This window comes from Nostoc sp. ChiQUE01b (genome assembly GCF_034531255.1).
Lineage (GTDB): Bacteria > Cyanobacteriota > Cyanobacteriia > Cyanobacteriales > Nostocaceae > Nostoc.
In genome coordinates this window covers 1-12,548 of sequence record NZ_JAVRBM010000053.1, presented here as the reverse complement: position 1 = coordinate 12,548, position 12,548 = coordinate 1, and the positions used below count along the sequence as shown (strand labels likewise).

5 protein-coding genes and 2 pseudogenes are annotated in these 12,548 nt (G+C 43.6%); 2 read left to right on the top strand and 5 right to left on the bottom strand.

The window, feature by feature from the left end; translation table 11 throughout:
* Positions 1 to 17: 17 nt before the first annotated feature.
* The 3 genes from RMY63_RS27745 to RMY63_RS27735 all read right to left on the bottom strand — a co-directional run bounded on the left by RMY63_RS27745 (position 18) and on the right by RMY63_RS27735 (position 8,107).
* Positions 18 to 2,237, bottom strand: a complete 2,220-nt coding sequence (locus tag RMY63_RS27745) for an adenylate/guanylate cyclase domain-containing protein (protein WP_322731781.1) — start codon at positions 2,235 to 2,237, stop codon at positions 18 to 20.
* 77 nt (positions 2,238 to 2,314) lie between these two features.
* Positions 2,315 to 3,052 carry a DUF928 domain-containing protein gene (locus RMY63_RS27740; RefSeq protein ID WP_322731780.1) on the bottom strand — a complete coding sequence of 246 codons (738 nt, stop codon included), beginning with the start codon at positions 3,050 to 3,052 and terminating at the stop codon, positions 2,315 to 2,317.
* A gap of 132 nt (positions 3,053 to 3,184) precedes the next feature.
* Positions 3,185 to 8,107 carry a CHAT domain-containing protein gene (locus RMY63_RS27735; protein ID WP_322731779.1) on the bottom strand — a complete coding sequence of 1,641 codons (4,923 nt, stop codon included), beginning with the start codon at positions 8,105 to 8,107 and terminating at the stop codon, positions 3,185 to 3,187.
* A gap of 696 nt (positions 8,108 to 8,803) precedes the next feature.
* On the opposite strand from RMY63_RS27735, the gene RMY63_RS27730 reads away from it, so the two are divergent.
* Both RMY63_RS27730 and RMY63_RS27725 read left to right on the top strand, forming a co-directional pair.
* Positions 8,804 to 10,138, top strand: a complete 1,335-nt coding sequence (locus RMY63_RS27730) for a phthiocerol/phthiodiolone dimycocerosyl transferase family protein (RefSeq protein ID WP_322731778.1) — start codon at positions 8,804 to 8,806, stop codon at positions 10,136 to 10,138.
* A gap of 360 nt (positions 10,139 to 10,498) precedes the next feature.
* Positions 10,499 to 10,918 (top strand): annotated as a pseudogene (locus tag RMY63_RS27725) (ISAs1 family transposase); the annotation flags it as partial.
* Positions 10,919 to 11,082: 164 nt separating this feature from the next.
* Here RMY63_RS27725 and trpD read toward each other — a convergent pair.
* Complete coding sequence (trpD, locus tag RMY63_RS27720) at positions 11,083 to 12,219, bottom strand: anthranilate phosphoribosyltransferase (RefSeq protein WP_322731777.1); 1,137 nt, start codon at positions 12,217 to 12,219, stop codon at positions 11,083 to 11,085.
* A 69-nt stretch (positions 12,220 to 12,288) separates the two neighbouring features.
* A pseudogene (locus RMY63_RS27715) lies at positions 12,289 to 12,492 on the bottom strand (tryptophan synthase subunit beta); the annotation flags it as partial.
* Positions 12,493 to 12,548: the final 56 nt, after the last annotated feature.

Genomic DNA, 12,548 nt, shown 5'->3' with positions numbered 1-12,548 from the left:
TATTTACGCCTACCTACTTAAATCTTACTAAGAATTACTTTTATCTCAGAACTTTTAGTAGTAAAGCAGATATAAAATGCCCCATTTTCTATTGGTTTTTCTAAAACTTTGGCATAAATATCAACACTTAATTTTTTCGGAGAATTTGGTGATAAAACTAATTTAATATTACTGAATAAAGAAGGGATAATATCCTTTTCTATATCCTTGGGACGTACCTCGGCTCCCTTAATGGAAAGTTTAACTAAACTGCCTTGAAAAAGGTTTTTTTCAATGTGCTTTTCATCTAGAATTGTATATTCTATTGGTATTGCTTCAGCTAAGGGTAGTAATCTTTCTTCTTCTTGAGTTAGAAAGAGATTATATTCTCCAATAATCCCCCTAACTTCGTAAATATTTATCGGTAGTTTAATTCCTTTTACTTGTACTTGCTTTTGTCCAAAGATTTTAACAATTGACTCTACTTTTCTAAATGTCGATTCTGAAATAACAATCTGCCCTCCAATTGTATAGGATTCAATACGATAGGTGAGATTCACCTGGCTACCAACTACACCATATTTGGTTCGGATATAAGAACCAATATTTCCAACAACAACTTCGCCGGTGTTGATAGCTATTCCCATTTGTAATGGCGGCAGATTCCACTGCTGCATCTTTTCATTTATATTCATCATTGCTAACTGCATAGCGATCGCACAAGCAATAGCCCTTGTAGTGTCGTCTTCTTTGGCAGTAGGCGCACCAAACAACACTAAAATACCATCACCTGTAAATTCATCAATGGTTCCTTGATACTGGGTAATGATATCTGCCATTGACGCTAAATAAAAATTGAGAACTTGAACAACCTTTTCCGGGGGTAATTGTTCAGAAATACTGGTAAATCCTCTTAAATCAGAGACGAGTATGGTGATTTTGCGCCGTTCGCCCCCAAGCTGTAAACCTTTGGGGCTTTCTAATAAGGTAGTGACTACTTCTTTGCTTAAATAACGCCCAAATGTATAACGAATTTCTCCAGCAGTACGGGCGATGTAGACTGTAATAGCGATCGCAGATCCCAACAGAGCTAATAATGGTGGTACTACAGGTATCCACCAACTGGCGATAAAGGCTGTATAAGTACTAGCCAATAGCACACCTGCTGCTAAAATTGGGCTAGTTATTTTCTGGAGGGATAAAAATTTTATCCCGCCTGCATATCGCCATTGCCAAGTTAGACTTGCACCCACAAAAGACCACAGAAAAATCCATCCTATTTCCACTGGCTGCGACCAACTCTTAATTAGTGGGCGACCTGCTGTAGCTGCACTGATAATTTGACTAGCAATATTTGCATGAATTTCTACCCCAGGCATAGGTTCTGGGGAAGTCAACAAACCACTACTATAGGGAGTGAAGAATAAATCCTCAAAACTCTCGCTGACGTTACCAATCAAAATAATGCGATCGCGTCCCCATTCTGGTGGTACCTTGTCTTCCAAAATATCTGTCATCGTGACTGTAGAAAAGCGCCTGGCTGGGCCCCTGTAATTAATTAAAATTTGATAGCCACGGTCATCAGCTCGCACATAGCCACCATCATTAGCGGCAAAGGGGATAAATCTTGTCTTTCCTAACTGCCAATTTTTTGTCTGTCCAAAAGTTTGGGGTGCAATACCTTCGGCATCAAGATAAAGTAAAGCTAAATATAATGCAAAACTATAAATAGTCTCCCCATTTTTATCTGTTAAGTAGAGCAAACCCCGTCTTACCTTTTTATCTGCATCCAAAACCAAATCATTTGCACCTACTTGCCCTTTATCTTTGAGTGCTGGTGGCGGGTCAATTGGTTCGCGTTGGTTATCCCCTACCACTCTTTGAATCCCGACTAAATTGGGGGTAGATGTAAATACTTTGGTTAATTCTTGATGTCCTGGTTCTACAGGTAAATCGCGGTAGATATCTAAACCAATAGCTCGTGGTTTCCTGGCTTTTAATTTTTGCAATAATTGAGCATACAGACCATCTGGAACGATTGGCTGACGAATTTTTTTCATGTCTGCAAGATTTACTCCCACAATGACAATCCGGTTATCTGGTGCTTCTTGGGGTCGCAGACGCATATATCCATCGAAAGCCTCCAACTCCCAAGGCTGCATTAAACCAGCAAAGCGTAATAAGATGACCACACTAGCCACACTAGGAGTAGTAATCAAAACACCGCGCCATTGCCACAGCAGCTTTCTCCACATCATCTTTTTTGCACCAAAATTAATTTCTCAGGTTAGCAAAGTAGCCGTTTTAACTTTGCCGATATCTAACTGTACAGAGGTTAGCGATCGCTCGTGCAGCAGTCAAGGAAAGGTTCTTTGGCGATCGCCCCTAAACCGACTGATTGTAAAAGTTCTTCCCATTCAGTTGGCTTCTCGCGGCGCAATTGAGCAACGGTATTTAGTGCTTCCTGCCAAATTTGAGACTCTGCATAAATTTTTGCCTGTTCTAGAAGTCCTGCCCCAGCTAGCTGACTCTTCAGGGATGAGCTTACTTCGGTACGCTGGAGCGATCCTTTGACAGATTGATCCTGAGCGCGGTCTTGAAAATCGCAAATCATCGTGAAGTACCATCGATAGTACTTGCCAATTTGGAGAGAAACATTTGCTGGTAATTCCAGTTTAATGATGCCAGGAGTACTAGGCAGTTTAAAAGTTGTCAGATAAACCTGATTTCCGGCTTCATCTGTCAAAGCCAATTCTCCAGATTGGGCAGTATTTTGAGGAATGTACCAATATAGTGTTGGATTGGCTGCAACCGTTTTCCCAAAATTATTTTTTGACGGCATCAAAGGTGTTATCGGTATTCCGCTCCCATCGATACAAGAAGAGCCACGCGTTCCTCCACCCAATGTTTGAGAGGGCGCTCCTCGGTCATCTACAGGTGGGAATTTGAGACTGACTTTCCACTCCAAGTCGGATGCCGGTCGCTGTGATGGCAAGCTAGCAAAAGTGACAATCGTGGGAGAAAGTGCGCTGACAAGGATCGCTAAAAATAGAAAAGATTTTGGTAAATTCATGATCCGCGTAAGGACTTCTGTTGAACGTAAATATTTGAAGCAGTAAATCAGTCTTTTCAGAAGTATCTGAAAAATGCATTCTATTAGGGGCTTCCAATTAAAAAATTGGATCATTTATTTTCTGGAAGTCCCTTACCAAGGATTGCCGACGAGCGTGAAACCGCTCCAATAATAAGGATGAGCAAATTCTTTATCTCCTATCTGTCCTAACTCCGGCGGTAAAGGAAAACTCTTACTCGCTGTTACCAACCGACCCTTCTCTAGTCGCACCTGGCCCTTGAGCATCGCTACCTGTGCTTGCCGCAGAGCCTCGGCTTTGATGGGAGTTTCTTTCAATTTCTCGTAGAAACTTGTCATTAGTCCCATTGTGCTTTCATCGTTGACAGACCATAGACTGCCCATCGCTGATTTCACTCCTGTTAACACTGCCAAGCCTGCAAATCCCAACTCCGCTTCTGGGTTCCCTAGTGCTGTGCGACAGGCACTCAAAACCAATAGTTCCACTGGTGGCTGACTTAACTTCAACTCCTGCAATTGGCTAATTAGTAATTTGCTATACCAAAACTCAATATAGGATTTATTGATATTACCAGGCTGAAAGTTGGCATGGGTAGAGAAATGGATAATACCAAAAGTCTGTAGAGCGCGGGCTTGTTTGAGCTTTTCCACTGTGAAGTTTTCGTTGAGGAAAGACTTGCCAGACCACAATTGATTGACGATTAAAGACAACTCTAGTGATGCTGCTGGTAAGGGTTTTTGATCGGGGAAGCGATCGGCTCCCATTGCTAAGACTTGCTGATTTCTCACATCTGCATAGCGAGTATCAGTAAGTGATAGGCTGGGCATGAGACCAACGCTGTATCTTTCCACAATAAACCCTTGCCCGTCATGCAGGGCGGCGATCGGCAGAGAGCGTAAACCTGCGTCCATCAAAAAGCTGAGATTCGTGATTTTTTGAGCTTGTAAATCCTTCTCCAAAGGTTCAAGCAGCCACTTATAAAGCTTTTGAGCCAAAGGCAGATAAGGGGGGGAGCGTTGAATGTTAGTGATAGCTCCTTGGAATTCTTGAGCGTTTTTGAGGACTTGCTCTCGTGTCGCTCCCTTAATCTGCCGTCTGATTGGTGTTCCAGAGGAAGTGACCATCACTAGCTCGAGCTGGTAGTTATCTTGAGCTTGTTGCTGAGTGGATTGTACTTGCTGTCGGCGCTGCTCCAAATTTTGAGAATGGAATTCCCAGATAGCTTCCGGTTGCTTGGCAGTTTCGTCTTGTTGAGATTTGGAGTCTTGCTCGGTTTGGGGTTGAAACAAGACATAAATCAGGGCAGGTTTAACGCCAGTGGCTTGTTCAATTCGGCGCAATATAGCTTGGGCTTCTTTTAAGGTTTTGATGCGGACATTGCTGATACCCAAATGGTTCTCAAAGGTCTTGGTGAAGACTTCCTCCAGTTCTGGCATGTTAGTGTCAGTTGCTTGTGTGGAGGCGAAGGTTATTTCTGGTTGCTGGCTAAGAGCAAAGGGATTGGTGAGATCGACAAGATTAAAATTAATAAGTGGAGTCTCAGTTGGGGGTAGAGGGGGGATAATAGAGATTTTCCCGCCAACGATCGCACCGGCTGTACCATTTACCGAGGCATTGCCAATCTGAAACGGATTTAAGCTGCCTCCTCCATGCCGGATCGTGATGTCTCCGCCACTGTTACCGCCAAGGCTGGAAATGCTAGCCAGACCGCTGTTGCTGTCGGTGAAGGTGTCTGTTACTCGGAAAAATTGTCTAACGGTGATATCTATGTCACCACCTCTACCGTTTTTCCCACCTTGGGCGTTAATCTGGGTAGCTTGAATGTCACGGCTGGAGTCAAGGATGACATTACCACCGTTGCCGAAACTACTGCTGGAATCAATTGCGCCAGTGGTAATATTAGTCGCAGCTTTGGCGATGATGGCACCACCATTAACTCCTGAACTGTTAAGGTTGCCCGTGGAGATGTCACCGCCGCCGCTTTCTAGAGCGATCGCTCCCCCATTCCCAGTTGTAGAACTAGTGTTGACAGTTCCCGCATTGATATTGCCACTGGTGCTGGTTATTTTAATCTCTCGACCTTGATTTACCACATCTCCAGTGGTAATGTTTTGGTTGGCTTGTAGGTTAAGGGTGGCATTGTCAGCTCCAGTGAGTTGAAATCCACTAGTGTTGATGGAACCTGAGCCAAAGGCCGATCGCAAAGTAACCGGGTCATTGAAAGTCACATCACCAGCCAAGGTAATAGTACCGCTGCTGTTATCTCGCCCGATCGATATTTGAGAAAAGCCATTTTGCCAGGTGTTTAATTTACTGGCATTTAGATTTAAACGGGCATCGTTAATGTTGCCACCCAAGGTAATGCCTAAGCTAGGAGTACGAGGCTGCAACTGAAGGATACCAGTACCTTTGATTTGGGTGGAGCCAAGAAAGTTCATTTCATCAGCAGTGAGGGCGATCGTACCACTGCCTGTTCCAGTGGGGTTAATCGAACTGTTCTTAATGCTAATTCCTTCTGTGCTGTTACTACTAGCACCTTCTAAGGTTATATTTCCTGTTCCCGTCGATTCCACCTCTGCGCCGTTTTCCAGTAAAATGCCGAAGTTACGATTTCCCCCTCCATTACCGCCAGTACCCATGAGGCTGATATTTCCATTGGCTGAACGGACTTTGGAATTGGCACCGATATATATCCCCTCACTAATATCAGTCCCGACTCCGGCAATCCCCTCTAAAGTAATTGTCCCCGTTTTAGTCGCCGTGATAATGCTACTGTTTACTTCAATGCCGTCGTTGTCCCTACCTCCTCTGGCGTTACTAGTACCCTGGAGTGTAATCCTCCCAGTGCCAGTAGAACTCACCAGGCTATTGTTAAGCTGAATCCCGTTGTTGTTGTTTCCATTCCCGTAGCCTATGCCAGTTAAGCTGATATCTCCATTTTCAACCATGATGCTGCTATTATTCAGCAAAATGCCTTTCTGCTCGCTAGCATCAGCGTTGTTTCCCTGACCTTTAATTGAAATATTGCCACTTCCAGAATTGAGAGTAGCTCCATTAAGGCTGACTCCAATGGGATTTGCTGCTGTTCCTTGTGCCGGCTCGTTTAAGGGGTTACTACTACCGCCCAGAACTATATTGCCTCCATTAGAATCGATCGCAGCACCGTTTTTGAGAGCGATCGCTCCTCCATTGATACCGTCTCGATCTGCATTAAGGGTGACATCCAACTTCCCCACACCACTGGCTGTTAGCTTGGCATTTGAGTTGATAAAAATACTGTTATTAGCTTCTAGCGTTAGATTTGTATTGGCAGTACCCGTTGTGTCGATGTTGGCATTGATGTTGATATTGCGATCGGCAGCTAATTTCAAGTCAGAACCGCTACTCCATGAGATCGGATTGCTGACTGTAATATCTCCTTTACCAGCCAAACCCGATGTTGTCGAAACGGTAACATTACTCAAAGCTAGTTGATTTTGTAGCGTAGTCGAGTTGAGATTAGAAGAGGTTGTGGTGGTGTCAGCAAATATACCCCTATCGAAGGTCATACTGGCGGTATCCATCGCGCTGCTGATGGTGATATCAGTCGGATCTAGCAGGAGCGTGCCGACTTCACCCGCAGGCGAGAGCAAATTAACTAAGCCTTGAAATAAGAGCAATTCCTTGCTAGATACTTCTACTAACCCGCCATTCCCAGCATTAAGCCCGCCGATGGCGTCGATCTTACCAAAGAACTGAGTGCGATCGTTTGACCAAACGATCGCCTGACCGCCATCACCGTTTAGCAGTGCGTTAGCATTAATTACCGAATCACTGCTAACAAACGTCTGTGAGGCATTGGGCAAAATACCTTGACCTTTGTAGTCTCCCCCAATCCGGACGATGCCGCCACCAGATGTGCCAGAGGCATTAATGTTAGCACCAATCAATCCGACGCGATCGCCCAAGACGTTTACTGTACCACCTGTCTGCATAACTCCTGTATTGGAAACATCTAGAGTTCCAGAAGCGATCGTAGTTCCTGCGGCAGTTGGGATAGTTGTACCAGATCGTGTTAACTGCACTGTGCCAGCATCTAAATTAGCTCTCACACCAAGATTTAGTCCCTTAGCTCCTTGGGTTAACAGGGTTGGCAAATCCAGAGGGTTAATTGCTAGGTGTTGGTCTGTTGTATTTCTTGGCAGTTCTAGTTCTAAACTCAGCAGGTTTCCCGCTTGAGAGATCCGAATCAGGTTTGTTCCTGGCACTGCTGCAAGAGTGATATTTCCGCTGGGTGCGCTCAATGTAGCCGTATTGATGATACTGCCACCGATTAAAGTCAGATTGTGTTTTTCTAAAACTGACAAACTACTAGCATTGATAATAGTCCCAGGATTGGCGAAATCAAAGGCAAACCTAGAGGGATTACCATTTAAATTTGAGTAATCATTTTTACCGACTGCATTAAACCAAAGGCGATTGTCAAAGCCAATGGCTGTAGCAGTCGTTACTGTAAAGTCAGCCGGAAGGTTAATTTGGGCATTCAGTCCAAAGATGACTCCAGCTGGATTCATGATGAATAAGTTGGAATTTCCTCCAGTTACCTGAATCAGTCCATTGATGGTTGAAGGATCTCCGCCGACAACTCGTGTGAGAATATTATGAATATTGGGTGGGATGAGAAAATTGGCAATCTGCTCCTGATTGAGTCCAAATTTCTCCAAGCTGTGAAATAGGTTCGCCCGATCGCCAGAAAGCTTACCCCCTTGGATATCGATGCGGTTTCCCTCTTGAGTAACAACTGTCCCCGTCCCATCATTAGCTGGAACGATGGATTGTCCAAGTACGGGTTTGGCAGCAATGCTCCCTAACCAGAAGCATAGGGTAAGCACGATCGGCAATGAAGCATCCTGACTTTTAAACACCAGTTGCTTCTGCTGGCCAAGGCGCTGTACGTAGCTTGCTTCCCCGGAAGGGTACAAGTGGGCAACTGCCTCGCCAACGTACTGCCTTGCCAACGTACTATTTCGTTTTGACTTTTGATTGTTTCTGTTCACTGCCAATTCCCCAAGCTTAAAGTTGATAATTCACTTGGAAATAAAAGCCATCATCTTGAGTGTTATTGCTATGTGCGATCGCAATAATTCTAGTGGTGCGCTACACAAACTTTGCCTCGTAGCGAGCAGAGGGGAAAGAACACTTGCGAACTATCTTCTTTTTGTCCAAAGTCCAAACACTAGATATCTATAAAATAGTATCATTCTGTGATATAAGAGCATTACAGAGCTTTTTTTACACAGAAATATGAACGACATACTGAATTCTATTGAAGATAATCCTAAAAAATAAAGCCTTTGATTAGTTTGGAGTATGAACAATTACAACAATTAATCTTAAATACACAATAATTGTATCATGAAAAACAAGCTTTATTAGAATTGAAAAAAGTGAAAATTATTGTTATATGAGGAGGTCGTAAACCAAAACTATCTATTAAAGAACAAATCATTTTAAGAGGCTCGACCTTAACCTCTCACAAATACATACTGCGTCGTCTTGTGGTCTAAAGATTTACTTTATAAATGGTCTCTAGGCAGAAATATAAAAGACTATTTAACCAATAATATGATTTTAGCTCGAAAGTGAGGATCGCGTTTTGAGAACGGTCAATCGGGCGATCGCTCTCAGTCGTTGCTTGAACTATTTAAGCACTCAATTGCCCACATATTAACATTGTATTTGAGTAATTTATAATGCAGATAAATTCTTCCACTTTGAATGTAAATAGAATATTATCACCTGACGAACGCGTGTTTGAAATTGCAAATCAGCTTGGGGGCGCATTAATTAACGTCGTCATTAACCGTATTAGAGGACCTTTGAGTGCAGCCATTGTCAGACAGGCAATTGACTTGACCCAACGTCGCCACCCACGTCTAAATTGTCGGATCGTTGGTTCTACCGATTCCCCACGCTTTGAAGAGGGAGGCGTGACGATCCCGTTGCAACTAATACATAGCCAAGATGATAATCAGTGGCAAAATATTGTTTTGCAAGAACTAAATCAAAAAATTGAAAGCGACAAATATCTCATGCGTGCTGTATTGGTTCAGCCTGTTGGCGAACCAAAGGAATCAACAGTCAGCTTTTTGATTGTTACCCTACATCATGGCGCTGCAGATGGCACATTCTGCATCCGACTGCAAGCAGATATCTTGACGTACTGTCAAAAGATAGCAGCGGGCGAATCTGTTGAAACAGTGGCGCGTTTGCCTGTGCTGCCTGCATTGCCAGAGCTTTTCCCTCCCTCAATGCAAGGATACAGTGGTGTAGTAAATACGATCGATTGTCTGTTGCGGCTTGTCAGCCAATATGTTGCCCATCGTCCCGAAACTTTAGGTTTTGAGCAGTATCAAATACCGGAATTACGTCGTGCTAACGTGGTTTATCGCCAGCTTGATGAAACTTTCACCCAACGATTCAATGAAGTTTACAGAAAGGAGAAAGCGAGCGAACAGAGTGCTTTGTCTGCCGCTATGATGCTTGCAGTCGCGAATAAAATTACAGGTGAAAAAAAGCGAGATATCTGTTTGAGTTGTCAGTCATTTGCAGATCTGCGTCGCCGCGTCGAACCAGTAATTAGTGATGAGCAGATGGGGTCGTTAGCTTCATCGACTTTTACATTTCACACCCTAAAACCAAGTATGTCCCTTTGGGATTTAGCACGCGATGTGAAACAAGAAATCGCTACGAATATCCAGCGCAACGATCTATTTAGCATGATGCTAGCATCTGGACTGGCAGTGGCAACGAGGGGGATACTCCTAAATCAAGTAATGGCTAGCGTTGGAGTCACTAAGCTTGGTTTAGTTAATATTTCTCATCAGTATGGGGTATTCGAACTCGAAGAAATTAATGCTGTAGCTTCAGCATCGGCGTTTCCAGGTGTTTTTGTGGTTGAGGCATTAAGGTTTCAGAAAAAGATGTTTTTGAATTTTCTATTTTCTGAGCCTTCACTCAGTCAGGAAACGATCGTCGCACTCGCAGACGATGCTACTGCCTACCTAGCTGATGCTTGTTCGGATTAAAGTTTTTGCCAGTATGCCCCCTTCGGGGAATTAAAAATTAATATCCCCATAAATAACTGTGCGTTCGCTGATTTTGAGGCAGTAAAAGGAATTAACGCCTCACTAGAACTCTTGCATAAATATTTTGTGGTATGATACAGGGTAAGCTCATCTAATTTGGTATAAAGAAAACTTGACAAATCAAAGAAGATAGTATGTAGGGACTGTGTAAAAAATGAACTTGACTTCAGAGCAAGATGAATGAGATAAATTCAATTGCTCGATGGAAAATAAGCTGGAGTCAAGTCAATGTCAGAGGGCTTTGAAACTAAATCTGCTGATAGTGTCAAAAATATTCGTCGTCAGCCAAAATCAAGAGACATGGCAGACATTGGCAGTATTCAACAGAGTCTAGTTGAACATTTCTCAGATATCAAAGACCATAGAGTAGAGCGGACGAAGAAACATCAATTCACAGATATTTTAGTCATTGCAATTTTAGCAATCATCGCTGGAGCGCAAGGGTGGGAAGACATCGAAAATTATGGCATCAGTAAGCAAAAGTGGTTAGAAGAGTTTTTAGCATTACCAAATGGAATTCCCTCTGATGATACCTTCCGACGAGTGTTTGAGTTTATCGACCCAGAAGTGTTAAATCGATGTTTTTTGAGATGGGTAGAAACCCTGGTTACAAAAATCGGAGGAGAAATTATCCCCATAGATGGAAAAACAATTAGGGGTTCTTATGACCGCAATCAAGGTCAAAGCGCACTTCACCTGATAAGTGCCTGGGCTAGTGAACACAGTCAGGGTAAGCGCATCTCAAACCCTATTGACACGGTAGTTTTGGGGTTCGCCCAAAGCACAAATAAGTTCAAAATTACTACACTGAGCCAAGGGGTGGGATTGACATTTTCATTTTTATATGGTCAAAAAACATAAAAAGCTATTTGAACTATGTTTTTTCAATCATTTACGACAATTTGCAAAAATTTAGCAAGTTGTTCTAACTTCGTCCAAGCAGCGCCACTTTGCAGAATTTCCTTAGCAAGAGTAATACCCTTAACACAACCTGCTAAAATATCCCTTTCCCCATCAATAGCTTCACCAACTTGCAGGGCGAGGGCTGTATTTAAAGCGACTACATCCTGCTGCGCTTGAGTGCCTTTACCTTGGAGAACTGCCTTCAAGATTTCCGCATTTTCTTGGACATCTCCACCGCATAACGCCGCAGTCGGTGCAAAACTCAAACCAAGTTCTTGAGGATTGAGGGTTAGAGAACGGACTTTTTTATTTTGGAGTACAGCTAAGTCAGTGACATCTGCTAAACCAGCTTCATCTAAACGTTCGCGTCCGTGGAGTGCGATCGCTTGCTGACATCCCAATTGGGATAAAGCTTGAACAATCTCCTCTAATAAAAGCGGATCGTTGACACCAATAATTTGCCCTGTTGGCCGCATGGGATTTACTAGCGGGCCGAGCAAGTTAAAAACAGTCCGCACCTTCAAAGTTTTTCGCAAAGTAGCGATCGCTTTAAGTGCAGGATGCCAACCTGGAGCAAACAAAAAGGTGATTCCGACTTCACCCACTGCGGCTTGCACTTTCTCAGGAGTGGCGTTGAGATTTATACCCAAAGCTTCCAACACATCAGCCGAACCAGTCTTGCTGGATGCGGAACGATTGCCATGTTTGGCAACTTTTACCCCAGCGGCGGCGGCAACAAAGGCAACAGCAGTGGAAATATTGAAGGTTGAAGCGCCATCTCCACCAGTTCCGCAAGTGTCAATTAGGGGAACTGGGGATTGGGAAAACTCCTGCCCAGTCCCTAATCCCCAGTCCCCAGTCCCTAGACTTTGGGATTGTAAGACACTGGCCATGCCTACTAATTCTTCGGCGGATACGCCTTTAGCTTGGATTGCGGCTAAAATCGCTCCTGATAAAACATCGGGAATGGCATCTTTGAGCCAACCTTGCATCAAATCCGCAGCTTGGGGAACCGTCAACGATTGCCGATTCAGCAACTGTTGTAATAAAGCTGGCCAGTTGTAGAATTCAAAAGGGATGGCAATATTTTCGGGTGGAGTTTGAGTTACAGCTATCATAATTAGTCATTGGGCATGGGGCATTAGTCATTCACGAAGGACAAATGACTAATGACAAATGACAGAAAATTAAGGAATAAGGACTTTGGCGACGGTTTGCACATCTTTGTCACCTCTGCCCGAACAATTGATGACGATGCGGGGATTACCTTCTAACTGAGGACAAAGGGTTTCGAGATATGCGATCGCATGAGCAGTTTCTAAGGCTGGGATAATCCCTTCTAGTTGCGAAAGCTTTTGGAATGCATCTAACGCCTGTTTATCGGTAACACTGGGCTTTGTTGCATGAAAGAAAAATAAGACACATCAATCTGGCATTAGAGCAGAAG

Bases quoted from the DNA above. Each gene is read 5' to 3' on its own strand.
- RMY63_RS27740 (WP_322731780.1), bottom strand. From the start codon at position 3,052: ATGAATTTACCAAAATCTTTTCTATTTTTAGCGATCCTTGTCAGCGCA.
- RMY63_RS27730 (WP_322731778.1), top strand. From the start codon at position 8,804: ATGCAGATAAATTCTTCCACTTTGAATGTAAATAGAATATTATCACCT.
- trpD (WP_322731777.1), bottom strand. From the start codon at position 12,219: ATGATAGCTGTAACTCAAACTCCACCCGAAAATATTGCCATCCCTTTT.
- RMY63_RS27745 (WP_322731781.1), bottom strand. From the start codon at position 2,237: ATGATGTGGAGAAAGCTGCTGTGGCAATGGCGCGGTGTTTTGATTACT.